General features: G+C 22.5%; 20 protein-coding genes. 9 read left to right on the top strand and 11 right to left on the bottom strand.

What is annotated here, in order from left to right; all coding sequences use genetic code 11:
- Positions 1–145 precede the first annotated feature (145 nt).
- The 7 genes from BUCIPICE3303_RS00765 to rpsB form a co-directional block, all read right to left on the bottom strand.
- Entirely contained in the window at positions 146–454 is a 309-nt protein-coding gene (locus tag BUCIPICE3303_RS00765) for a hypothetical protein (RefSeq protein ID WP_332835143.1), read from the bottom strand.
- A complete protein-coding gene (locus BUCIPICE3303_RS02140; RefSeq protein ID WP_332835142.1) occupies positions 393–602 on the bottom strand; it encodes a hypothetical protein in 210 nt (69 codons plus the stop codon). The genes BUCIPICE3303_RS00765 and BUCIPICE3303_RS02140 overlap by 62 nt, the downstream gene beginning before the upstream one ends.
- Before the next feature lie 62 nt (positions 603–664).
- The gene (bamA, locus tag BUCIPICE3303_RS00760; RefSeq protein WP_154049220.1) at positions 665–3,094 is read right to left on the bottom strand and encodes an outer membrane protein assembly factor BamA; all 2,430 of its coding nucleotides are present in this window, start codon (positions 3,092–3,094) and stop codon (positions 665–667) included.
- A 106-nt stretch (positions 3,095–3,200) separates the two neighbouring features.
- On the bottom strand, positions 3,201–3,758 hold the full coding sequence (gene frr / locus BUCIPICE3303_RS00755) for a ribosome recycling factor (protein ID WP_154049219.1): 558 nt from the start codon (positions 3,756–3,758) through the stop codon (positions 3,201–3,203).
- A gap of 48 nt (positions 3,759–3,806) precedes the next feature.
- On the bottom strand, positions 3,807–4,529 hold the full coding sequence (pyrH, locus tag BUCIPICE3303_RS00750; RefSeq protein WP_154049218.1) for a UMP kinase: 723 nt from the start codon (positions 4,527–4,529) through the stop codon (positions 3,807–3,809).
- Between the two features lie 105 nt (positions 4,530–4,634).
- Positions 4,635–5,447, bottom strand: a complete 813-nt coding sequence (gene tsf / locus BUCIPICE3303_RS00745; protein ID WP_154049217.1) for a translation elongation factor Ts — start codon at positions 5,445–5,447, stop codon at positions 4,635–4,637.
- Positions 5,448–5,494: 47 nt separating this feature from the next.
- Complete coding sequence (gene rpsB, locus BUCIPICE3303_RS00740; RefSeq protein ID WP_154049442.1) at positions 5,495–6,223, bottom strand: 30S ribosomal protein S2; 729 nt, start codon at positions 6,221–6,223, stop codon at positions 5,495–5,497.
- Between the two features lie 353 nt (positions 6,224–6,576).
- Between rpsB and map the strand changes: the two genes are divergently transcribed.
- From map to erpA, 9 genes are all read left to right on the top strand, one after another.
- Positions 6,577–7,368 carry a type I methionyl aminopeptidase gene (gene map, locus BUCIPICE3303_RS00735; RefSeq protein ID WP_154049216.1) on the top strand — a complete coding sequence of 264 codons (792 nt, stop codon included), beginning with the start codon at positions 6,577–6,579 and terminating at the stop codon, positions 7,366–7,368.
- 31 nt (positions 7,369–7,399) lie between these two features.
- The gene (gene dapD, locus BUCIPICE3303_RS00730) at positions 7,400–8,221 is read left to right on the top strand and encodes a 2,3,4,5-tetrahydropyridine-2,6-dicarboxylate N-succinyltransferase (protein WP_154049215.1); all 822 of its coding nucleotides are present in this window, start codon (positions 7,400–7,402) and stop codon (positions 8,219–8,221) included.
- 197 nt (positions 8,222–8,418) lie between these two features.
- Positions 8,419–10,146 carry a biosynthetic-type acetolactate synthase large subunit gene (ilvB, locus tag BUCIPICE3303_RS00725; RefSeq protein WP_154049214.1) on the top strand — a complete coding sequence of 576 codons (1,728 nt, stop codon included), beginning with the start codon at positions 8,419–8,421 and terminating at the stop codon, positions 10,144–10,146.
- 9 nt (positions 10,147–10,155) lie between these two features.
- Entirely contained in the window at positions 10,156–10,635 is a 480-nt protein-coding gene (gene ilvN / locus BUCIPICE3303_RS00720) for an acetolactate synthase small subunit (RefSeq protein WP_154049213.1), read from the top strand.
- A 170-nt stretch (positions 10,636–10,805) separates the two neighbouring features.
- Entirely contained in the window at positions 10,806–11,732 is a 927-nt protein-coding gene (gene rsmH / locus BUCIPICE3303_RS00715; protein WP_154049212.1) for a 16S rRNA (cytosine(1402)-N(4))-methyltransferase RsmH, read from the top strand.
- Between the two features lie 225 nt (positions 11,733–11,957).
- Entirely contained in the window at positions 11,958–13,424 is a 1,467-nt protein-coding gene (locus BUCIPICE3303_RS00710; RefSeq protein ID WP_154049211.1) for a Mur ligase family protein, read from the top strand.
- Positions 13,425–14,080: 656 nt separating this feature from the next.
- Complete coding sequence (gene ftsA / locus BUCIPICE3303_RS00705) at positions 14,081–15,331, top strand: cell division protein FtsA (RefSeq protein WP_154049210.1); 1,251 nt, start codon at positions 14,081–14,083, stop codon at positions 15,329–15,331.
- A gap of 57 nt (positions 15,332–15,388) precedes the next feature.
- Positions 15,389–16,546 carry a cell division protein FtsZ gene (gene ftsZ / locus BUCIPICE3303_RS00700; RefSeq protein ID WP_154049209.1) on the top strand — a complete coding sequence of 386 codons (1,158 nt, stop codon included), beginning with the start codon at positions 15,389–15,391 and terminating at the stop codon, positions 16,544–16,546.
- Positions 16,547–16,759: 213 nt separating this feature from the next.
- Positions 16,760–17,095 carry an iron-sulfur cluster insertion protein ErpA gene (gene erpA, locus BUCIPICE3303_RS00695; RefSeq protein WP_154049208.1) on the top strand — a complete coding sequence of 112 codons (336 nt, stop codon included), beginning with the start codon at positions 16,760–16,762 and terminating at the stop codon, positions 17,093–17,095.
- Positions 17,096–17,325: 230 nt separating this feature from the next.
- Here the strand turns inward: erpA and lpdA are convergent, their stop codons facing one another.
- The 4 genes from lpdA to secA all read right to left on the bottom strand — a co-directional run bounded on the left by lpdA (position 17,326) and on the right by secA (position 25,730).
- Positions 17,326–18,744 carry a dihydrolipoyl dehydrogenase gene (gene lpdA / locus BUCIPICE3303_RS00690; protein WP_154049207.1) on the bottom strand — a complete coding sequence of 473 codons (1,419 nt, stop codon included), beginning with the start codon at positions 18,742–18,744 and terminating at the stop codon, positions 17,326–17,328.
- A 108-nt stretch (positions 18,745–18,852) separates the two neighbouring features.
- Positions 18,853–20,097 (bottom strand): 2-oxo acid dehydrogenase subunit E2, encoded by a 1,245-nt coding sequence (locus BUCIPICE3303_RS00685; protein WP_154049206.1) that lies wholly within the window; start codon positions 20,095–20,097, stop codon positions 18,853–18,855.
- Between the two features lie 11 nt (positions 20,098–20,108).
- A complete protein-coding gene (aceE, locus tag BUCIPICE3303_RS00680) occupies positions 20,109–22,769 on the bottom strand; it encodes a pyruvate dehydrogenase (acetyl-transferring), homodimeric type (RefSeq protein WP_154049205.1) in 2,661 nt (886 codons plus the stop codon).
- Between the two features lie 369 nt (positions 22,770–23,138).
- Positions 23,139–25,730: a preprotein translocase subunit SecA gene (gene secA / locus BUCIPICE3303_RS00675; protein ID WP_154049204.1), complete on the bottom strand. Its 2,592-nt coding sequence runs from the start codon at positions 25,728–25,730 to the stop codon at positions 23,139–23,141.
- Between the last annotated feature and the right edge of the window lie 4 nt (positions 25,731–25,734).

Here is a 25,734-nt window from a genome sequence, read left to right as displayed (position 1 = left end):
CATATAGTTAAATTATATAATAATTTAATTTTAAATATTGATAGATATTTTTTTTTAAATAAATATTTAAAATTCTAATAATTTTAATTATAAAAATTTCTATTTAATGTTGATATATAAAAAATCAATTTTATAAAAATAATTTTTATAAAAAAGACAATGAAACAGTGGATTTACATACTATAATTTTATTTACACAAACAATACCATAAAAAAAATAAATACCAAATAATTTTTTTTTAAAATGTACTTCTATGATCATTTGATCACCAGGGTATACTGGATGAATAAATTTCGTATTATATATTCCTGTTAAACAACATATTTTTTTATTTATTTTAGTATTATTTTTATAATGAAAAAGAAGAATACCACTAGATTGTGCAATTGACTCAACAATTAAAACTCCAGGAAAAATAAATTTTTTTGGAAAATGACCAAAAAAAAAAATCATTAGCTGTAATATTTTTTAAAGTATATATATATTTTTTTTGTTTATAATCTAATATTTTATCAATTAATAAAAATGGAAAACGATGCGGTAAAATTTTTAAAATATCATTTATATCTAAAATAGATTTTAAATTTTTCATGTTTTTCATAATAATATCTCTGAAATTATAAATATAAATAATTTATAAAATTTTTTCTATCAAATATCACTTTATTTAAAATCCAAACTAAATCTACTTACACAATGATTAGAAACATTAAATGGATATACAGGAAGCGCGAATGTGAAAGTTATAGGACCAAAAAAAGACTGACAATGAAAAAATGTTCCAATAGATAAATGAATCTGACTAGGATCATTAAAATTTAATGCATGTTTAATAGAATATAAAAAAGTTCTATTTTTCCATTTGGTATTCCAAATATTAATAGCATCTATAAAAATACCACCTTGGCATGATTTGAAAAATTTTTTTAATATTTTTAAATTAGGAAATAATAATTCAGTATTAGCGTGTAACATCATATCTCCTCCTATAAATTCAGAAGAAGGAAAAAAATGTGATTGTATTTGGTTTTGATTATTAGTATTTTTATTAATATTATTTCTATAATAGACTGCTGTAGGACCAACAGAATTATCATTAAAACCACTGTGTATTTTTTTTTTATAAAATTTATAATTTTCATAAAAAGGAATAATATGTTTATTTAAAGTTAAACCTGTACCAAATTCCATATAATTATGCAATAATATATTATACATGCTTTCTAATGGCACATACTGATTCAGACAAAAGAAAATTTTATGATAAAAATTATCAGAAAAAGGTAATATTAATTTCCCCAAAAATTTTATATGCATACCCATTTTAAAAAAATCTTTTTCTTTTATATTATTAAAATCAAACATATATTTAATAAAAAAATCATTAACAAAGAAATTATTTATTTTATAATTTAAAAAAAAATCCTTTGGAAAGGATAACAAATATTGTATTAAAGAAAAATGTAAAATATTATTTAGTATTTGCGTCTTTTCATATCCATAAGAAATAGAAAATTTTTTATTCTTAATATAAGGTGTCTTTATTGATGTATAAAAACCACATATTTTATTAAAACTATTACTTGAAGATACATATTTTTTCTTAAAAGAATTAAAAAAAATATCAGATTTTAAAAAAAAATTTTTTAATAATCCTAACGGTTTTAATAAAAAAATATTTATATTTGTATCAGAAAAATTCTTTAAAATTTTAATATATAATTCAGCTCCCGTTCCAATCAAATTTTTTTCAAGAAAAAGTAATTTTAATAAAAGCCCTCTTTCTTTTTCAACAGTAGTAGATATATTAATATCTCGAGTATTATTATTTTCGTTAAAAATATGATGAATATTTACTAGATTATCACTACCTACTTTTTTTTGGGCATACACTTTTATTGTATGAAATAAACCAGTATTAAACAAATTTTTACAATACTTTTTAATAATATTTATATCAAAAACATTATTTTTACCCTTTCTTATAAACCTATTTATAAAATTATTTTGTATATTAGCATTACCATTATAACTAATCTTATTAATAAAATATTTTTCTTTAAGATCAGATACAAAATATAAAAATACTTGTTTATCTTTTTTATCAATATCAATATGAAAAAAAACATCACAATTTAATAAACCTTCTTGTAAAAAATTATTTTTTACTTTTTCTTTAATATGATCAACAGTATGTTTATTATAATAAGAATTCAATAAACTATATATAACATGGTGTATTTTTTTATAATTATATTCTTTACTGAATTTGTTCATAAAAATTTTTTTAATTTTATATTGTGTTCCCTCATGAATATTTATTTTTATATAAATATCTTTTCTATTTTTAGACAAATATTTTTTTATTTTTCCAATTTTAAAATCAAAATAACCATTATTTATATAAAAATTATGTAAATCATATAATAATTGTTTAAATTCATAGTGATTATATTTATGAGATAAAAAAAAGTTCCACAAGAGACTATTATTATAAATAGATACATTTTTTAATAATTTTATTCTAGAAAAATAATTATTACCTTTAATAAAAATATGTGATACAGATGATTCAAATCCTTCATTTATCATAATTTTTAAATGCAATTTATTATTAGGTAATTGTATTTTCATTAAATTACAATGAATATTACAATATCCTTTTCTTTCATATTTTTTTCTTAAAAAATAGAAAAAATTCTTAAAATTAAATGTATTAAAATGATTCTTTTCTTGCAGACTAAATTTTTTAAGTAATTTATTAAAATCTTGATCTGAAATATTTTTATTACCATAAATACTAATCTTATCTATAAGAGGAAATTCTTTTACTGAAATAATTAATGTATCTCTAAACTGAGATGCATTAATTTTATTAAATATCTTCGTACTAAATAAATATTTAATTTTACTAGATATATCTCCTGATCTATTATCATGAAATGAATTAGATGAAAAAATTTTTACAATATTATTAGGAGATATATTCTGAACTCCATGTATTGTAATATGTCTAATTTTATTTATTTTAGCTGCAGAAACAGATAAGGAGAAAAATAAAAAATATATAACAAAGAATTTTTTAAATAACATATTTTACTACATTCCTATATAAAATTTTTCAAATATATTCGCTTATAAATCTTATAATTGATAATATAAATACTTTTATCATAAAAATTTATTAAATTTAATATAATTAAATTGTTAATAGTTCTTTTTCTTTTGTTTCTAAAATAGAATTAATTCTTTTAATAAATAAATTGGTATTTTTTTGAATATTTTGTTTAGCTTCTTTCTCTACGTCTTGAGTTATTTCTTTTTTCTTCAATAAAATTTTTATATAATCATTTGCTTCTCGTCTTATATTTCTAATAACTATACGTGCATTTTCTGTATCATTTCTAATTATCTTAATCAGTTCTTGTCTTCTTGATTCTGTTAATTTTGGTATAGGAACTCTAATAAAAGAATCAGAAGAAATTGGATTTAATCCTAATTTAGAATTAATAATAGATTTTTCAACAATCTCTTTGATAGAAATATCAAACAGTGTAATTTTTAATGTATTAAAATTTTCAATCGTAATACTGGATAATTGATTTAAAGGTGTAGATGTACCGTAATAATCTATATAAATATTATCTAACAGCGAAGGCGTAACATGATTTGTACGTATTTTATTTAAATCATTTTGAAATAAAAGAACACATTTATTCATTTTAATATAAACTTTTTCTTGTAATGTATTTATCATAATACCATTTTCTCTTATTAAAATAGAAAAAAAATATCTATTAATTTTTTAATCTGAAATTAAAGTTCCAATTTTATCATTACCTATTACTAAATCATATAAAATTGCAGGATTATACATATTAAACACTATAATTGGTAATTTATTTTCCTGAGCTAAAATCAACGATGTATTATCCATAACTTTTAGTTTTTTTTGTAAAACCTTTGTATAGGTTAATTTTTTATACAATTTTGCTAATGGATTAATCAATGGATCAGATGAATAAATTCCATTTACTTTTGTACCTTTTAAAAAAATATCTGCTTTTATTTCAATTCCATATATACAAGCAGCAGAATCTGTAGTAAAAAAAGGAATACCAAGACCAAAACAAAAAATAACAACACAACCATTATCTAAAGCTTGATTAACTTTATCTAATCTATAACGGTCACAAATACCTTCTAAATTAGAAGATGAGAAAATTCTAGTTTTAATATTATGTTTATACATTAATTCATATAAAAATAAACCATTAATAACAGTAGATAACATGCCAACTTGATCGGATATTGTTCTTCGCATTCCAATTTTTTCTAAATCAGAACCTCTAAATAAATTCCCACCACCAATCACTAAACCAATTTGAAGGCCTAATTCTAATAATTTTTTTATTTGTATAATTAGTTTTTCAATAAATAAAATATTTATACTAAATTTTTCAGTGCCTTTTAAAAATTCTCCACTAATTTTCAATAAAATTCGATTATATTTAATTTTTTTTTTCATAATAATTGAGAAATACCTATATTATATTTTTATTATTAAATAATTTTAAAAAAATATTTATCAAGATTTATATAAAATATCATATTGTTAGATAAAACAATAATTTTATAAACATTCTCCTACTTGAAAACGTACAAAAGAATTAATTGAAATAGAATTATTTTTTAAAAAATCGCCTATCGTTATTTTAGGATTTAAAATAAAATTTTGACGTAATAATGTTATATTATTGACAAATTTATTCATACGTCCTTTGACAATTGATTTTAATACATGAGAATTTTTACCTGTTTTATTAGCAATAGTTTCTTGAATACTCTTTTCTCGTTGTAAAATATCTTTAGGAATATCTTGATCTGATAAATATAAAGGACAAGAAGCAGCTATATGCATAGAAATATTTTTAAAATATTCTTTATATCTATTTATTGATTTTGATAAACATGTACCGGATATAACAACTCCAATTTTTCCTAAATGAATATATGAATCAATATAATCACCTGTAAGATGTTGTATTCTACGTATTACGATATTTTCACGAACTTTAGAAATCAAAGAAATTTTTTGCAAATTAAAAAAATTATTTAATATATTTAAACTAAAAATTTTATTTATACCTGCATAAGTAACAATTTTTTGCCCTAAATCCTTAAATTCATTATTATTTGCTACAAAATCTGTTTCTGAATTCATTTCTAAAAGAAAACCATAATTTTTATCTTTATATACAAATATACGACCAAATTTTGTTTTACGTAATATTTTTTTATTTGCTATACATAAACCTAATGTTCTTAAATAATCAATTGCTCGTTTCATATCTCCGTTGGATTTTTGTAAAGCGGTCTTACATTCCATAAATCCTGATCCTGTTTGTATTCTTAATTCTTTTATAAGTTGTATTGAAATTTCCATTGCGTGTTACCAAATGTTGTTTTTATTATAATAGTATACTAAATAATCTAATTATTTTTTTGTAATCTTTTTTTTAAAATAATTGATTCTTTTTTTTCTTTATAACATTTTGATAAAGAATTAGATAATATATTTAAATATAAATTAATTGATCGAATAGCATCATCATTTCCAGGTATAATATAATTGATACCTTCTGGACTAGAATTTGTATCAACAATAGCAAATATTGGTATTCCCAAATTATTAGCTTCTTGAATCGCTATATGTTCATGAGTAGTATCAATAATAAAAATTGCATCTGGTAAACCTCCCATGTTTTTAATTCCCCCTAAACTATTTTCTAATTTACCTAATAATCGAAGACGTAATAAAACCTCTTTTTTTGTTAATTTATCAAAAGTACCATCAGTTGACTGTCTTTCTAAATCTTTTAATTTACTAATAGATTGTCGAACTGTTTTCCAGTTAGTCAACATCCCACCTAACCAACGATGATTTACATAAAATTGACGACACGATAATGCAATTGATTTTATAGCTAAACTAGCTGCGGGTTTAGTTCCAACAAATAAAATTTTTCCATTATTATTAATAATTTTTTTTAAAGCTACAATTGCTAACTTAAATAATGGTAGTGTTTTTTCTAAATTAATAATGTGTACCTTATTTTTAATACCAAAAATAAAAGGTTTCATTTTTGGATTCCAATACCGTGTTTGATGTCCAAAATGAACACCGGCTTTAATCATATTTTTCATTAAAGCAACATTCATAATCATACTACTCCTATAATTTTTCAAATAAAAAAAAATATGTTAATATAAAAATATCATCCATAACGGAAAAAAAATTATATTAATAATAACAAAAATATTTTTTATTTATAAAAAATAAGTATAAATAAACAATTTATTTTATATAAAAATATTTTTATTATAAAAAAAATTATTTAATTGAATATTATTTTTTAATATCCATATATTATATCATAATATATTAATTTTAATTAAATCGTTTTTTTATTTTTATAAAAAATAATTTTTTTTCTAAATCTAATATTCAATATAAAATAACTATAATTTCCCCTTATAAAATATTTTATAAACCTAATAAAAAATATATATCCATGAAAAAAAAATTAAAAAGTAAATATGATATTAAGCAAATGCGAATATCTGGTAAGATTACAGCTAATGTCTTAGAAATGATCAAACCATATATAGTACCTGATATTTCAACAGAAGATATAAATAAAATTTGTCATAATTTTATAACACTTAAAAAAAAAGCTATACCAGCATGTCTAGGATATAATAATTTTCCTAAATCAATATGTATATCAATTAATGATGTAGTTTGCCATGGAATTCCTAATAAAAATTTATTCTTAAAAAATGGTGATATAGTCAATATAGATGTATCAGTCATTAAAAATGATTACTATACTGATGCATCAAAAATGTTTTTTGTAGGAAAAGTAGATAAAAAAAATAAACTATTATGTAAAACAACTAGAAAAAGCCTTTATTTATCATTAGCATGTATAAAACCAGAAAATAAAATTAATAATATTGGAAAAATTATCCAAAAATATATAGAAAATAAAAAATTCTCAGTAGTAAAAGAATATTGTGGACACGGGATAGGAAAAAAATTTCATGATTTTCCACATATTTTACATTTTTATAATAAGACAAATAATATAGAAATAAAAGAAGGAATGACTTTTACAGTAGAACCAATGGTAAATACAAAATCATCATATGTAAAATGCATGAATGATGGTTGGACAGTAAAAACGCTAGATGGAGGTTATTCTGCTCAATATGAGCATACTATTTTAGTAACAAATAATGGGTGTGAAATATTAACACATCAAAAAAAAGAAAAAATACCAAAAATTTTAATTAATATATAAAAATATATATAAAAAAAGGTTGTTAAAAAATATGATAAAAATAAAAAATAAAATAGAAACAATTTTTGAAAAGAAAAAAAAAGATAAAAAATACCAGATAACAAAAAAGGAAAAAAAAAAAATAAGCGATACAATTTTATTGTTAAATTCTGGTAAAATCAGAATTGCAGAAAAAATTAATAATAAATGGATTACGCATCAATGGATAAAAAAATGTGTACTATTATATTTATATTCTAATGATAATAAAATCACAGAAACATCTAATAATGTTTTTTATGATAAAATACCTTTAAAATATACAAATTATAATAAGTCACAATTCATTGCGGATGCTATACGAATAGTTCCCGGCTCAATAGTTAGATTTGGATCATTTATTAATAAAAATGCCATAATAATGCCAAGTTTTATCAATATAGGAGCATATATTGGAAAAAATACTATGATTGATACTTGGGTAACAGTTGGATCATGCGCACAAATTGGTTCAAATGTACATTTATCTGGTGGAGTTGGAATAGGAGGTGTATTAGAACCTTTACAACATAACCCTACTATCATAGAAAATAATTGTTTTATTGGAGCTCGCTCTGAAATTGTTGAAGGAGTAATTGTAGAAAAAAATTCAGTAATTTCTATGGGAGTTTATATTGGTCAAAGTACTAAAATTTATGATCGAGAAACTGGAAAAATATTTTATGGGCGAGTACCTTCTGGCTCAGTAGTTGTTCCGGGGACACTGCCATCTAAAAAAAATAATATTCAATTATATTGCGCAATAATTGTTAAAAAAGTTGATAAAAGAACACTAAAAAAAACGGAAATAAATACCTTACTTCGTAATATATAAAACGAACTATGTATTATAAAAAAAAAATATATTAATAAACAATATTCACAATATTAAGTGGATATTGTTTTTAAAAAAATAATTAGAGTATAATTTCTTATATTTAAAACTTAATTTTTAATTTTACATTTTATTCAATACAACTATAAATGTTATTTTTCAATACAAACTAATTTTATATAAGGATTATTAAACAAATGACATTGTTATCAGGCGCTGAAATGGTCATACAGTCATTAATAGATTTAAAAATAAAAACAATATTCGGTTATCCTGGGGGAGCGATACTAGATATATATGATGCTATATATACAATAGGAAAAAAAAAAATAAAACATATATTAGTCAGACATGAACAAGGAGCTACCCATATGGCAGACGGGTATGCAAGAAGTACAGGAAAAATTGGAGTAGTATTAGTTACATCCGGTCCAGGAGCAACAAATGCGATTACAGGTATTGCAACAGCTTATATGGACTCAATACCATTAATTATAATTTCTGGGCAAGTATCTTCTGAATTAATTGGATTAGATGCATTCCAAGAATGCGATATGATAGGTATTTCTAGGCCAATTGTCAAACATAGTTTTTTAGTTAAAAAAACTGAAGATATTCCATTAATTTTTAAAAAATCATATTTACTAGCTTCTAGTGGAAGACCCGGCCCTATAGTTATTGATTTACCAAAAAATATTTTGGACCAAAAAATAAAGAAAAAATATATCTGGACTAATAATATTTATATTAAATCCTATATACCTGAAAAAAAAACTAATTTTAAGTATATTGAAAAAGCATTAAATATTTTAGTTAAATCTAAAAAACCAATAATCTATGCTGGAGGCGGGGTTATTAGTTCAAATAGTCATGCTGAATTATTTACATTAGCAACAATACTTAATATTCCTGTTACTATGTCTCTTATGTCATTAGGATCATTTCCAGGAAATCACCCTCAAAATTTATCAATGTTAGGAATGCATGGAAATTATGAAGCTAATATGGCAATGCATTATTCTGATATAATATTAGCAATTGGAGTAAGATTTGATGACAGAACAACAAATAATGTAAAAAAATATTGTCCTTCTGCTAAAATAATACACATTGATATTGATCCTACTTCTATTTCTAAAACTATTGTAGCAGATATACCTATTATAGGGGATGCCAAAAAAATACTTAAGAAAATGTTAAAAATACTTAATACAAATAAAATATTAAATCGATCTAAATCATATTTATATAAATGGTGGAAAAAAATTGAAAAATGGAGAAATACAAAAAAAATAAATTATAAACAAGAAAACAAAATGATTAAACCACAAATTTTAATTCAAAAATTATATAAATTAACACAAGGAAATGCTTATATAGCTTCAGATGTAGGACAACACCAAATGTTTACAGCATTATATTACATATTTAACAAGCCTCGACATTGGATTAATTCAGGTGGGTTAGGTACTATGGGATTTGGACTACCAGCTGCTTTAGGGGTTAAAATTGCTTTTCCTAAAGAATTAGTCATCTGCATAACAGGTGATGGAAGCATTCAAATGAATATACAAGAATTATCTACCGCAAAACAATATAACCTTGCAATTTTAATAATAAATTTAAATAACCAATCTTTAGGAATGGTTAAACAATGGCAGGATATTATCTATTCTGGAAGACATTCGCATTCATATATGAAATCATTACCTAATTTCATAAAACTAACAAAGTCATATGGACATACAGGGTTAACAATTAAGAACCCAGATGAAATAACAAAAAAATTAAAAATTGCGATAAAAAAAGTTCAATCAGGATCTTTAGTATTTGTAGATGTACATATAGATCCATACGAACATATTTATCCTATGCAGATAAAAAATGGTGGTATGAATGAAATGTTATTAAAAAAAATAGGATAATTATAAACTATGCGTCGAATTTTATCAATTTTACTAGAAAATGAATCGGGGGCTCTATCTAGAGTAATAGGACTTTTTTCACAAAGAGGCTATAATATAGATAGTCTAACTGTAGCTCCATCAGAAAATAGAAAGATATCAAGATTAACAATTCAAACTTATGGCAATAAAAAAACAATTGAACAAATTGAAAGACAACTACAAAAATTAATTGATGTTTATAATGTAATAGAAATAACAAATCAAAATTATATAGAAAGAGAAATTTTATTAATAAAAATACAAATACAAGATTTTAAAAATCTTCATAAAATGAATCAATTAATAGAAATTTATCAAGGTAATATTATTGATTGTTTTTCAGAAAAATATATTATTCAAATTTCAGGAACTAATCATGTTATTGATTCATTTCTAAATATTGCAAAAAAATCATTTATAATCATAGAATCTTCTCGATCTGGGGTAATTAATATAAGTTGTCATTAATAATGATAAATAAAAATATCTTTAATTAATTATAATTTCTAATTCTAAAAAAATTCATTATAACTATTTATACATTTTCTATTAAATATTTAAAAAATATTTTTATTTTTTAAAAAAAATAACGTCATAGAGAATGTATAGATCAAAAAAAATTAATAGTTAAATAAATTATGATACATATACCGGTATTACTAAAAGAAGCAATTAACTCTTTAAAAATAAAAAAAAATGGTACATATGTTGATGGAACGTTTGGATCGGGTGGACATTCACTGGAAATATTAAAAAATTTAGGTACATCAGGTAAATTATATGCTATTGATCAAGATCCTAATGCGGTAAAAATAGGAAAAAAAATAAAAGATAAAAGATTTTATATGAATTATGGAAATTTTTCTAATATAAAAACATATTTAAATAAAAATAATCATAATAAATATATTAATGGCATTTTATTAGATTTAGGTGTTTCATCAACACAAATAAATTCAGCCAAAAGAGGGTTTTCATTTATGAAAGATGGGCCATTAGACATGCGAATGAACGATAAAATGGGTATACCTGCATGGAAGTGGTTAAAAAAAACAGATCAAAAAAAAATAGAATATGTTTTAAAAAATTTTGGAGAAGAAAAATATGCAAAAAAAATTTCTTTGTCTATTGTAGATAGAAATAGAAAAAAAACTATTATGAGAACACTGGATTTAGTAGAAATCATTACAAACGCTATACCAAAAAAAGATAAATATAAACATCCAGCTACTCGTACTTTTCAAGCTATACGTATTTATATTAATCAAGAATTAGAAGAATTAAAAAAAATATTAAAAGTTTCATTAAAAATATTAAAAAAAAAGTCTAGATTAGTTATAATTAGTTTTCATTCTCTGGAAGGTAGAATTATTAAAAATTTTTTTAAAAAAAATAGTAATATAAGAAATATTCCAAAAGGATTACCAATAACAGAAAAACAAATCAAAAAATATAAAAATAAAAAGACAATAAAAATCATAAAAAAAATTAAACCTAATAAAACAGAAATAAAGAAAAACCCACGATCACGTAGCGCAATATTAAGAATTGCAGAAATACTATAATTAAAAATTAAATAAAATTTATTAAAAAAAATCAGTAAATATTATATATAAAAAGTAATAAACTATTTTTATAAAAAAAAATATAAATATCTATAGTATAAAATTACTAATAAAAAATTAATAATACACTGATATTCTATATCAAATATATTATGTCATATGTAATAAATTTTATAATAAAAATAATATATTTCACTAAACAGAACAATTAAAGAATATTTAACTATGATAAAAAAAATAGATAACATTCAAGAATTATTAAATCCTTGGATTAATAATATTCCATATAAAAAAATTTATAATATTAATTTATATATCTCAAAAATAAAAATGGGTGATTTATTTATAATCCTTCAAAAAACAAAAAAATCAAAAAAAAAATATATCATAAAAGCAATTAAAAATAAAGCGAGTGTAATTTTATATGAAACTAAAAAAAATAAACATGGATTATGTATATCTACACAATCTCATACAATAATTATTTATTTTAAAAAATTAAATCAGTACATACACAAAATATATGAAAGATTCTTTAATTATCCACAAAAAAAAATAAAACTAATCGGAGTTATTGGCACATATGGGAAAACTACTGTTACACATTTAATCGCGCAATGGAAAAAATTAATTAATAAAAAAATTGGCACAATTAAAAATTTAGAAAATAAAATTAATAAACCAAAATATATTATAAATAATAAATATTTAAATCATTCTATTCAAAAAAAATTATATCATTTAGTAAAAAAAAAAATAAATATTTCTACTATAGAGCTATCTTCTAATCTTTTAATAACAAAACAAATATCTAATTTAAAATTTGAGTCAGTAATATGTACTACTTTAAATTATAATAATTTGGATGGTCAAAAAAACATGTTTCAAAAAGAAAAAATAAAATTTTCTTTTTTAAATAGTGAAAAGATAAAAACAATTATTTTAAATGGAGATGAAAATATAACACATTATTGGATAAAAAATTTTAAAAAAAAAAAAATTATTTCTGTTACAACATTAAAAACAGATAATATTTTTAATACTAAATATTGGATTAATGCAACAAAAATTATATATAATATATCATATACAAAAATTTTATTTAATTCAACTTGGGGGTCAGGTAACTTAGAAAGTTCACTATTAAGTGATTTTAATGTTAATAATATACTTTTAGCTTTAGCAACTATGCTTTTAGAAAACTATTCTTTAAATATATTAATTAAAAGTAGTAAATTTTTAAATCCAATACACAGAAAAATGGAGAAAATTAAAAAAAAAAATAGTCCATTATTTATTATAAATAATATTCACTCACCTCAAATATTATATCGTACGCTATATTCATTAAAAAATTATAATTATGAAAAAATTTGGTGCATTCTAGGATATGAGGAAATCAGAGATATTAGTGAAAGAAAAATTATAGGAAATATTGTAGAAAAATTTTCTGATTTTGTAATATTTATTAATAGTTATATAAATAATGAAAAAAAAAATTTAATTATAAAAGATATATTAAAGGGTTGTTATAAAAAAAATAAATTTTTTATTTTTCATAGTATTAAACAAACCATACAATTTATTTTTTCTCAAACTAATAAATATGATATGATATTAATATCAGAAAAAGAAGAAAAAGTAAAAAAAATTATTAAATATATAAATATTATATTAAAAAAAAATTTTTAAATATAAAAAATTTTTTAAAATCTAAATAATAAATTTAATTTAATATATTTATAAAATAAATACATAGATGATTGAATTAATTTCTTGAATAAATTAATTAAAATACATATTTATTTTAAAATAAAATATCATTGAATTATAAAAAATAATTAAAAATATTATTATATACTATAATTAATCAAATTCTTATATATTTTTTACAAAATAAATATATATAACTAAACAAATATATAAAACCATATATAAAATATACCATTCAATCAAAAAAAATAATTATATTATTTAATATGTTTAAATATAAAAAAAATTTTATTAATAATAATTACTATATAATTAAATATATTTTAATCAATAAATTATATATTTATTCTAATCTAAAGATTATTCATATATTATTAAATATAATATTAAATTTCCTAATCCATTTTTTAAAAATTTAAAAAAATATGTAAATCAAGACTATTAAAAACTTTATTTTTATAATAAATAATATTATTAAATTTTATTTATTATTAAATATTTATTTAATAAATAAAAACAATCTATATTTTTTATAATAATCCAGTAAAAAAATAATATATAATATAATATAAATTTATATAAATATATTATAATACAAAAAATATCATTATTAAACTCTAGTGTAATCAAATAACATGAATCTTTCAACAAAAAAAAATATAATTGTCGGGTTAGAAATAGGAACAACAAAAATAATTGTTGTAATAGGGGAAATTCTTAAAGATGGTATCATTGATATTATTGGTTTTGGTAAATGCAAAACTTTAGGAATAGAAAAAGGGGAAATTAATAATTTAGATTTGCTCATACAATGTATTAATAAATCTGTTCATGCGGCAGAAATAATGGCTAACTATAAAATATATTCTGTATATTTAACTGTATCACATAAAGAAATCCATTGTCAAAATGAAATTGGAATTTCACCTATTAAAAAAAAAGAAGTTACAAAAAAAGATGTAGATACTGTTATAAATATAGCTAAATCTGTTAAAATAAATAATAATCATAATATTTTACATATTATTCCGCAAGAATTTTCTATAGATAATCAATCAGGAATACAAAATCCTATTGGATTATCTGGAATAAGAATACAAGCCAATATACATTTAATTACATGTAATAAAAATATCAAAAAAAATATTATAAAAGCTATCAAAAAATGTGGAATTAATGTAATAAAAACAATATTTACAGGATTAGCATCTAGTTCATCAGTTTTAACTGAAGAAGAAAAAAATGCAAATGTCTGTTTAATAGATATTGGCGGCGAAACAATGAGTGTTTGTATATATATAAAAGGATCAATATATCACAATTTTGTCATTCCTTATGCTGGTAATACTATAACTCGTGATATTGCATATGCATTTTCTTTATCTTATTCTGATGCAGAATTTATAAAAAAAAAATATGGATATGCTGTAGAAGATATTTCAATTACCTGTAAAAACTTAGATATTTTTAATAAAAAAGGAGAAAAAATCAGTAATTGTCATTATAATTCACTAGTTGAAGTAATTGAACCTAGATGTATTGAATTGCTTAAACTAGTAAATAATGAAATATTAAAATTATCTTCTATAAATAATATTAAAAAAATTAATAATCAAATACTATCTAATATAGTGCTGACAGGTGGGTCTTCAAAAATTAAATCTTTATCACAATGTGCACAAAAAATATTTAATATAAATGTAAAAATTAAAAAACCTTGCCGTGTATTTAAAATACCAAAATATCTTTCTAAACCAGAATACTCCACAGCAGTCGGGTTATTATATTACGGGAAAAAACATCAACAATGTTATCTACGAAATAAAAAAAAACATGGATTTCTAAAATATTTGCTTAACCAAATGAAAGGCTGGTTAACCAGATAATTTAATAGTAATCAAATATATTATGATTATAATTATTCTCATTTTATGGAGTTTTTTATGTTTGAACCTTCTGAATTAAGTAATGATGCAGTTATTAAAGTTGTAGGTGTTGGCGGGGGAGGAAGTAATGCAGTTGAACATATGGTTCGTGAAAAAATAGAAGGTGTAGAATTTTTTGCTATAAATACAGATGCGCAGGCATTAAGAAAAATAGCGGTAGGGCAAACAATACAGATTGGAAATAATATCACAAAAGGATTAGGAGCTGGAGCAAATCCAGATGTAGGAAAGAATTCTGCTGAAGAGGATAAAGAAACATTAAAATCTGCATTAGATGGAGCTGATATGGTATTCATAGCAGCCGGTATGGGTGGGGGAACTGGAACAGGAGCCGCTCCAGTAGTAGCTGAAGTAGCTAAAGAGCTGGGTATATTAACCGTTGCTGTAGTAACTAAACCCTTTAGTTTTGAAGGAAAAAAAAGAATGAACTTCGCTGAACAAGGGTTAAATGAATTATCTAAATATGTTGATTCTTTAATTACAATTCCAAATGATAAATTATTAAAAGTATTAACACGTGGAATATCATTATTAGATGCTTTTGGAGCTGCAAATGATGTATTAAAGGGTGCGGTACAAGGAATAGCAGAACTTATTACCAGACCTGGGCTAATGAATGTTGATTTTGCAGATGTAAGAACGGTTATGTCAGAAATGGGGTATGCTATGATGGGAACAGGAGCTGCTTCTGGTGAAAATAGGGCAGAAGAAGCATCTGAAATTGCTATCTCAAGTCCTTTACTAGAAGATATTGACCTTTCAGGGGCTAGAGGGGTATTAGTTAACATTACAGCAGGTTTTGATTTAAGATTAGATGAATTTGAAACCGTAGGAAATACTATTAGAGCATTTTCATCTGACAATGCTACTGTTGTTATTGGAACTTCATTAGATCCTCAAATGGACCATTCATTACGAGTGACTGTAGTAGCTACTGGAATTGGTATGGAAAAACGTTCTGAAATATCTTTTATGAGAAATAAATCTTCAAAAGAATTACTGGTTGATTACAGAAATCAATCAATACGAAGAAATAGAACAACAAACAATACACAAAATATAAAAAAAAATACATCACAACAGAATGTAACACATATTAAAAAATATGAAAAAAATTTTTTAGATATCCCTGCATTTTTAAGAAAAAAAAATTAAATAAAAAAAAACATTTTTAAGAAATATAAATATATATACCATAAAACAATATAAATATAAAGAATTACATATAATTTATTAACTATTAATAATATTAATAAATTATTTTTTAAAAATATTTAATCAATATATATTATTTTTAATAATATCAATTAAATACTTTTTTTAAAAAAATTTTTTTTAATAAATTAATAAAATATAGAGTTTATATATATGTCAAGACATCTATTACATGTAACTATTACAGCTATTAATAGAATTAAAAAACTTTTAGTCATAAAAAAAAATTTACAACTAAAATTACGTATATATATAACTGGAGGTGGGTGTAGTGGTTTTCAATATGGATTTGAATTAGATAAATTTATTAAAAATGATGATATACATATTATCAAATCTGGTATAGAAATTATTGTAGATCCTGTTAGTTTTCAATATTTACATGGCGGGAAAATCGATTATATAGAAGATTTAGAAGGGTCAAAATTTATAGTTATTAATCCTAACGCGCAAACAACCTGTGGATGCGGATTATCTTTTAGTATATAAAAATTTATAAAAAATAAATATGATATTTTTCTAAAAAATAAATTGTGTATTTAAACTAAAAATTACTTCGTTTATTTAATATAGTTAATAGTTGTATAGAGCAGGGGGGAACCTGCTCTTAAAAAGAGATATTTATTACTTATAGAATAAGTAAATTAAAAATTTTACATATTTATTTTAACTGTTTAATAATTATTTTGACTTATACGTTTAATCAATAAAATTTATATTTATTTTTTATTAATCATATCTGTAGCAGTTCCATTAAATAATTGAGCAGCTATATTAATAGATTCAGACAATGTTGGATGAGAATGAATAGTTAGAGCTAAATCTTCTATATCACATCCCATTTCAATAGACAAGCTAATTTCAGATAATAATTCTCCAGCGTGTCTACCAATAATTATTCCGCCTATAATTCTATTACTATCAGAATCAATTATTAACTTTGTAACACCTTGATCAGAACAATTAGAACTGATTGCTTTACCAGAAAATTTCCAAGGTACAATGGCTGATCGACAATTAATACCCTGTAAATGAGCCTTTTCTTCCATAATACCAGCCCAAGCAATTTCAGGATCACAATATGCAACACAAGGAATAACTTTAGGATCAAAAAAATGTTTCTTACCTGACATCACTTCAGCGGCTATATGTGCTTCATGAATTCCTTTATGCGCAAGCATCGGGGGTCCTGATACATCACCAACTGCAAAAATATTTAATATATTTGTTCGCATTTGATTATCTACTTTAACAAAACCTAAATCATCCGTTGTTATACCAATAGCAGATAAATCCAAAGAATTGGTATTAGCTTTTCTACCTACTGAAATCAATACATTATCATATATTTTATTCATTAACAAAATATTATTTTCTTTAGTTTTAATAGTAAATCCATCTCTATTAGATTCTAATTTAACTAATGAAGTATTTAAATGTATATTAAAATATTTTTTTGTATATTGAAGAAACATATTACTCATATCTTGATCAATTAAAGGAAAAAATTTTTCAGCACTATCAATTAGATCTACCTTAGTTCCAAAAGAACTATATATAGTAGCCATTTCTAAACCAATAATACCTGATCCAATAATTAATAAATTGCTAGGAATTTTTTTAAAATTTAGAGCTTGAGTAGAATTCCAAATTCGTTCATCTTTATAATCTATATTTTGTAATTGTATTGGACTGGATCCTGAAGCAATAACTGCATAATCGAATTTAATATTATAAATAGAATTATTATGTACAACTTCTAATTCATTTTTGCTTAAAAACTTAGCAATTCCAGTCAATATATCTACATTTCTATGTTTAGCCATACTTTCTAAACCATAATTTAATTTAGAAATAATGTTATTTTTCCATTTCATGATCTGAGATATATCTAATGAATTAGTATTACCAATATTAATACCATATTTAGAAAATTCTTTTATTTCTTTGATTAAATTAGTCAAATATAATAATGATTTTGATGGAATACAACCGACATTTAAACATGTTCCACCTAAAATACCATATTTTTCTATAACTATAGTAGATAATCCTAAATCAGAACATCGAAAAGCAGTAGAATATCCTGCAGGCCCACCACCAATTACTACAACATTGATACTAATATTTTTTTTCATACAATACTCTTCTCTTAATAAAAAATAAATTTTTTATATTTAAAATTAATATATTAAAAAAATAAAAATTAATATATTAAAAAAATAAAAATTAATATATTTAAGAAATTAAATTAATAAATTTCTAATATCTGATAAAACATAACTTAGAAATGTTGTAAAACGAACACCATCTGCCCCATCAATTACGCGATGATCATATGATAAAGAAAATGGAAGAATTAAACGAGGATAAAATTTTTTTTGATTCCAAACTGGTTTTAAAACAGCTTTTGAAATACCCAATATACCAACTTCAGGGGAATTAATTATAGGAGTAAAACCGGTACCACCAATTCCTCCTAAACTAGAAATAGTAAAACTTCCACCGCTCATTTCAGAAATTTTTAATTGATTATTTTTAGCTTTTTTTACAATATTATTTATATCAATAGATATTTCACAAATATTTTTATATTGTAAATGCTTTAAAACAGGAACTAATAAACCATCTTTTGTATCGACAGCTATACCAATATTAATATCTTTTTTAAGAAGAATACTTTTTTTACTAGCATCTAATACACTATTTAATCTTGGGTATTTTATTAAAGTATACACAACAGATTTTACTAAAAAAGATAAAAGTGAAATTTTACGATAAATTTCATTTTTAGAGATACGAGAATTATATAATTTTCTAAAATTCTCTAAATCAGTAATATCTGCTTCATCAAATTGAGTAACATGAGGAATATTTTTCCAATTATTCAACAAGTTATTTCCAGAAACTCTTTGAATGGGCGTTAAAAGTTTATATTCATTCTTATCATCTAAATTCTTAATAGTCTTTTTATTAATACTATTATCATTATAAATAGTATTATTATTTAATAAATTATATTTATATACATCTTCTCGAATAATTCTACCTTTCCTTCCACTTCCTTTAATATTTGATAACTTTATATTTAATTTTCTTGCAAAACGACGAACATTTGGAGAAGCATATATCTGTTTAATAAATTGTTTATTATCATTTTTTGAATCTAATACTTCATTAGAATTTAATGCATTAAAAGTATCAATATTATCTATTGTAACATTATTAACATTATTTTTTTTTGTACACTTATTTTTACTAACACTATCTAAAATTACAATTAATTGATTAATTGATAACTTATCTCCTACTTTAACACATATTTTTTTAATAATACCTGAAATCGGGGAAGGTATTTCTAAAACTGATTTATGCCCTTCTACAGAAATCAAACTACTTTCTTTTTCTACTTTTTCCCCTTTTTTTACTAAAATCTCAACGACTTCAACAACATCTACTCCAATATCCGGAACACAAACTTCTATGTCCACTATATCACCTCTTATGCTAAACGTGGATTAGGTTTATCTGAAATAATATTTAGTTTTTTTAAAGCTTGATCAAGAACAATTGAATCTAAAATTCCTTGTTCAATTAAAGCATCTAATGCAGCAATAACAATAAAATATTCATTAATTTCAAAAAAATTACGCAATTTTTTACGACTATCTGATCTACCATATCCATCTGAACCTAAAGCACGAAATATTTTTGATGGAACATATGCACGAACTTGTTCTACAAAAATTTTCATATAATCAGTAGCTGCAATAACAGGAAAATTATTCATGATTAAAGAAATATATGGTTTTTTCTTTTTCTTTAATGGATTCAACATATTCCAACGCACACAATCTTGACCGTTTCTTGCTATTTCAGTAAAAGAAGTTACACTATATACATCAGAACCAATTTGATATTCTGATAATAATATTTTAGCAGCCTTTCTTATACAACGTAAAATAGAACCAGAACCTAATAATTGAACATGACCTTGTTTACCTTTATATGTTTTTAATTTATACATTCCTTTACAAATACCCTCTACTATATTTTTAGGCATTTTTGGCATGGAATAATTTTCATTCATAGTAGTAATATAATAAAAAATATTTTCCTGTTTTTTTCCATACATACGTTTTAAACCAGATTGTATAATTGTAACTAATTCATAACTATAGGTAGGATCATAAGAAATGCAATTAGGTATCGTTAAAGATAGAATATGACTATGGCCATCCGCATGTTGTAATCCTTCTCCATTTAGTGTGCTTCGACCTGAAGTAGCTCCAATTAAAAAACCTCTAGCTTGTTGGTCACTACAGGACCATAAAAAATCACCGATTCTCTGAAACCCAAACATAGAATAATAAATATAAAAAGGTATCATGGGGAAATTATTTGTGCTATACGATGTAGCAGCAGATAACCAAGAAGCACATGCACCTAACTCATTAATTCCTTCCTGTAAAATCTGACCATTAGAATCTTCTCTATAATAAAAAATTTGATCTTGATCAGCCGGAGTATATTTTTGTCCTTTACAATTATAAATTCCAATTTGACGAAATAACCCCTCCATACCAAAAGTACGCGCTTCATCTGCAATGATAGGTACAATTCTATTTTTTAAATAGACATTTTTTAAAAGAATATTCAAAATTCGAACAAAAGTAACAGTAGTAGAAATTGGTCTTACTTGTTTCTCTAATAAAATATTAAAATCCTGTAATACAGGAATAGTTAATAATTCAGAAAAATTTTTCAAGCGTACAGGTAGATAACCATGTAACTTTTTTCTTTGATTATGTATATATAAAAATTCTGGCGAAGTCGGAGTAAATTTTACATATGATAATTTTTTTATAGCTCTAGAATCTAATTTAATATTCAATTGTTTTTTTAAATATTGAATATCTTTAATATCTAAATTTTTTACTTGATGAGCAATGTTTTTACCTTCAGCGATATTACCTAAACCATAACCTTTAACTGTATGGATTAAAATAACTACAGGTTTATTTTTTATAGATTTAGCTAAATAAAAAGCAGAATATAATTTTTTAAAATCATGCCCACCTCTATTTAAATTCCAGATATCATCATCAGTCATATGTTCTACTAATTTTTCTGTTTCTCTATATTTCCCGAAAAAATGTTTTCTAATATATGCACCATTTTTTGACTTAAATGTTTGATAATCTCCATCTACAGTTTCATTCATTAATTTTTTTAAATAACCGGAATGATCTTTATTAAATAAAGCATCCCATTCACCACCCCAAATAACCTTAATTACATACCATCCTGCTCCAGAAAAAATATCACTTAATTCATTAATAATTTTTCCATTACCATTTACAGGTCCATCTAATCGTTGTAAATTACAGTTAATAACAAAAATTAAATTGTCTAATTTTTCTCTAGAAGCTATAGTAATAGCACCTTTAGATTCTGGTTCATCCATTTCTCCATCACCCAAAAAAACATAAACAGTTTGCTTTGAAGTATTCTTTAAACTTCTATTATTTAAATATTTTAAAAATTTTGCTTGATAAATTGCTGAAATAGCACTTAATCCCATAGAAACAGTTGGAAATTGCCAAAAATTTGGCATTAATTTAGGATGAGGGTATGAAGATAATCCTTTTCCATCAGTTTCCTGTCTAAAATTATCTATTTGTTCTTCTGTTAAACGGTTTTCTAAAAATGCTCTAGAATAAATGCCTGGAGATATATGGCCTTGAAAATAAACTAAATCACCACCATCATGATTATTACAAGCACGAAAAAAATGATTAAAGCAAACCTCATAAATCATAGCAGAAGATTGAAAAGAAGCAATATGTCCACCTAAGTCTAAATTTTTTCGAGAGGCGCGCAAAATCATCATTATTGCATTCCAGCGTATAGCTGAACAAATTTTTTGTTCTAATTTAATATCTCCGGGATATTCAGGTTCGTTATTTACATTAATTGTATTAATATAATCTATATTTTTTTCTTGTAAAAAATGAGTATTTTTTAATAAATTTAATTTCATAATTTCATTTATTAAAAAATTAGCTCTATTTACACCATCTTTTTTAATAACTGAATTAATAGAATCTATCCATTCCATTGTTTCAGTTGGGTCAACATCTTTAAAAATATTTTTTGACATACTTATCTAACCTTTCAAAATATTACATATTAAAAATTTAAAAACTTAAAAAATTCAATATTTTTTATAAATTAAAATTATTTATTTTAAAAATTTTATATAGTATATTTTATTGATAAAAAATATATTTTGTTAAAAAATATAACTATTACATAGGCAAAAATTTTATTTTAAATAATTTTATTATATAATTTAATTTATTTAATAATTTTCAAAATAATTCAAATTTTTAAAATATTATTAATATAATTTATTATATTAAATAATAATATAATATATATTAAAAAAATATTATATATATTTTTTTATAAAAATTTTTATATATAATTTTTCATTATAAAATTTTAATAACAAAAACATTTTTTATAATTATATTATATTAATCGATTTTCTAATTAATAAATGAAATGAATCAAAATCTTTATTATCAATAAACTTTAAATATAAAATTTTTTCTTTTTCAAAATCTACAAAAAAAATTTTAATTAAAGTTTTAATTACATTATTTTTTATCGATTCTAACATTGATTGAAACATAAAAAACGATTCTCTTTTATATTCTTGTTGTGGATCTTGTTGAGCGTATCCTCTTAAATAAACGCTTTGTCTTAAAGAATCTACTGCATTTAAATGCTCTATCCAAAAAATATCTAATATTTGTAACATTACTGATTTTTCAATCATATTCGAATATTTCTTTAAAACTCTAGAAGTATTCTTATTATAACTAAATTGTATTGTAGTAACAATTAAATCAATTAATTTATCAACATTTTCATATAAAGTTGTATCATGTTCTAAAAATTTATTTATTGATTTAATAAAATAAAAATTATTTTTTAACTCTTTCTCTAATGAGAAAAAACTATCGAGATTAATTGAATTTCCTGAAATATATTGCTTAATACAACAATTTATACGATCTTTTAAAATACGCAAAATATAATTATGAATACTAGATTTATTAATTAATTTATTTCTTTCATTATATATAACCGAACGCTGTTCATTAATAATGTTATCATATTCTAATAATTGTTTTCTAGCATCAAAATTTTGATTTTCTACTTTTTTTTGTGCTTTTTCAATAGATTTACTTAACCATGGATGTTCAATAGAGTTACCTTCTTTCATACCAAGAGTTTTTATAAAAGAAATAACACTATCTGAAGCAAAAAGACGCATCAAAGAATCATCTAATGACAAATAAAATCTGGATGAACCAGGGTCTCCTTGTCTACCAGACCTTCCTCTTAACTGATTATCAATTCTGCGTGATTCATGTCTTTCTGTTCCAATAATATGTAAACCCCCCGCTTGTACTACTAATCTATTTTTATTCTTCCATTTTTTTAATGCAACACTATTATTTTCAACTAAATATTTTTTATTATGAATATCCATTGAAACTCCACCTAATACAATATCTGTACCTCTTCCTGCCATATTAGTAGCAATTGTCACAGCTCCAGGTTCTCCCGCTTTAGATATAATATTAGCTTCTTGAGAATGAATTTTGGCATTTAAAATATTATGTTGTATATTTAATTTACTTAATAACTTAGAAATTTGTTCAGATTTTTCAATAGAAACTGTTCCAACTAATACAGGTTGTCTACGATTCACGCAATCTTGAATATCAAAAACAATCGCATTCAGTTTGTCTTTTTTAGATAGATATACTAAATCTGACATATCTTTTCGAATCATTGGTTTATTTGTTGGTATAATAACAGTATCCAATTTATAAATTGAATTAAATTCAACAGCTTCTGTTGCAGCTGTACCTGTCATACCTGATAATTTAATATATAAACGAAAATAATTTTGTAAAGTTATAGTAGCTAAAGTTTGATTATCATTTTGTATAAAAACATTTTCTTTTGCTTCTATCGCTTGATGCAATCCATCAGACCAGCGTCTACTCGACATAATTCTTCCGGTATGTTCATCTACAATAATTATTTGTTTATTTTGAATAATATAATCTGTATCTTTTAAAAAAATATAATGCGCTTTTAATGCTAAAAGAACGTGATGAATTAAAAAAATATTTTCAGGTAAATATAATGATTCTTTTTTTAATAAAAAATTATATTTTATGAATAATTTTTCTATTTTAATTAATCCTATCTCAGTTAAATAAATTTGGCGCTGTTTATAATCTATATAAAAATCACCTGTGTTATAAATTTTATTACAATATTTTTGATTTTTTGGTATTAAATGAGTAATAAGAGAATTAATACGATTATATAAAGTGCTACTATTTTCTATAGATCCTGATATTACTAATGGTGTACGAGCTTCATCAATTAAAATAGAATCCACTTCATCAACTAAAGCAAAATATAATTTTCTTTGAACTTTATGTTTATTACAAAAAACCATATTATCACGTAAATAATCAAAACCATATTCATGATTTGTACCATATGTAATATCTGCTAAATATGCTTTTTTCTTATCTTCGCGTGACATACCTGAAATATTTATACCTACACTTAAACCTAAAAATTCAAATAAAATACGATTTTTATTTGCATCTCTTTTTGCAAGATAATCATTCATTGTAACTATATGTACACCCTTACCTAAAAGTGCATTCAAATAAGCAGGTAATGTAGCGGTTAATGTTTTTCCTTCACCGGTACGCATTTCTGCAATACATTTTTGATGTAAAATAATTCCTCCTAAAATTTGTACATCAAAATGCCGCATACCAAAAATTCTTTTACTAGATTCACGAATTACAGAAAAAGCCTCAGGGAGCAACGAATCTATTGTATCGCCATTTTTTAATCGTAATTTAAATTCATCTGTTTTTTTTTTTAATTCATCATCTGACAATTTTAAAAGATCTGTTTCTAAACTATTTATTTTAATAACAAGATCATTTAAATTTTTTAAAATACGTTCATTACGACTAAGAAAAAAATTATTGATTAATTTACCTAACATACTA

This window comes from Buchnera aphidicola (Cinara piceae), assembly GCF_900699035.1.
In the GTDB taxonomy this organism is placed as follows: Bacteria; Pseudomonadota; Gammaproteobacteria; order Enterobacterales; family Enterobacteriaceae; genus Buchnera_F; species Buchnera_F aphidicola_AV.
This window is presented reverse-complemented; position numbering and strand designations above follow the sequence as displayed.

Bases quoted from the DNA above. Each gene is read 5' to 3' on its own strand.
- BUCIPICE3303_RS00765 (WP_332835143.1), bottom strand. From the start codon at position 454: ATGATTTTTTTTTTTGGTCATTTTCCAAAAAAATTTATTTTTCCTGGA.
- BUCIPICE3303_RS02140 (WP_332835142.1), bottom strand. From the start codon at position 602: ATGAAAAACATGAAAAATTTAAAATCTATTTTAGATATAAATGATATT.
- bamA (WP_154049220.1), bottom strand. From the start codon at position 3,094: ATGTTATTTAAAAAATTCTTTGTTATATATTTTTTATTTTTCTCCTTA.
- frr (WP_154049219.1), bottom strand. From the start codon at position 3,758: ATGATAAATACATTACAAGAAAAAGTTTATATTAAAATGAATAAATGT.
- pyrH (WP_154049218.1), bottom strand. From the start codon at position 4,529: ATGAAAAAAAAAATTAAATATAATCGAATTTTATTGAAAATTAGTGGA.
- tsf (WP_154049217.1), bottom strand. From the start codon at position 5,447: ATGGAAATTTCAATACAACTTATAAAAGAATTAAGAATACAAACAGGA.
- rpsB (WP_154049442.1), bottom strand. From the start codon at position 6,223: ATGAATGTTGCTTTAATGAAAAATATGATTAAAGCCGGTGTTCATTTT.
- map (WP_154049216.1), top strand. From the start codon at position 6,577: ATGAAAAAAAAATTAAAAAGTAAATATGATATTAAGCAAATGCGAATA.
- dapD (WP_154049215.1), top strand. From the start codon at position 7,400: ATGATAAAAATAAAAAATAAAATAGAAACAATTTTTGAAAAGAAAAAA.
- ilvB (WP_154049214.1), top strand. From the start codon at position 8,419: ATGACATTGTTATCAGGCGCTGAAATGGTCATACAGTCATTAATAGAT.
- ilvN (WP_154049213.1), top strand. From the start codon at position 10,156: ATGCGTCGAATTTTATCAATTTTACTAGAAAATGAATCGGGGGCTCTA.
- rsmH (WP_154049212.1), top strand. From the start codon at position 10,806: ATGATACATATACCGGTATTACTAAAAGAAGCAATTAACTCTTTAAAA.
- BUCIPICE3303_RS00710 (WP_154049211.1), top strand. From the start codon at position 11,958: ATGATAAAAAAAATAGATAACATTCAAGAATTATTAAATCCTTGGATT.
- ftsA (WP_154049210.1), top strand. From the start codon at position 14,081: ATGAATCTTTCAACAAAAAAAAATATAATTGTCGGGTTAGAAATAGGA.
- ftsZ (WP_154049209.1), top strand. From the start codon at position 15,389: ATGTTTGAACCTTCTGAATTAAGTAATGATGCAGTTATTAAAGTTGTA.
- erpA (WP_154049208.1), top strand. From the start codon at position 16,760: ATGTCAAGACATCTATTACATGTAACTATTACAGCTATTAATAGAATT.
- lpdA (WP_154049207.1), bottom strand. From the start codon at position 18,744: ATGAAAAAAAATATTAGTATCAATGTTGTAGTAATTGGTGGTGGGCCT.
- aceE (WP_154049205.1), bottom strand. From the start codon at position 22,769: ATGTCAAAAAATATTTTTAAAGATGTTGACCCAACTGAAACAATGGAA.
- secA (WP_154049204.1), bottom strand. From the start codon at position 25,730: ATGTTAGGTAAATTAATCAATAATTTTTTTCTTAGTCGTAATGAACGT.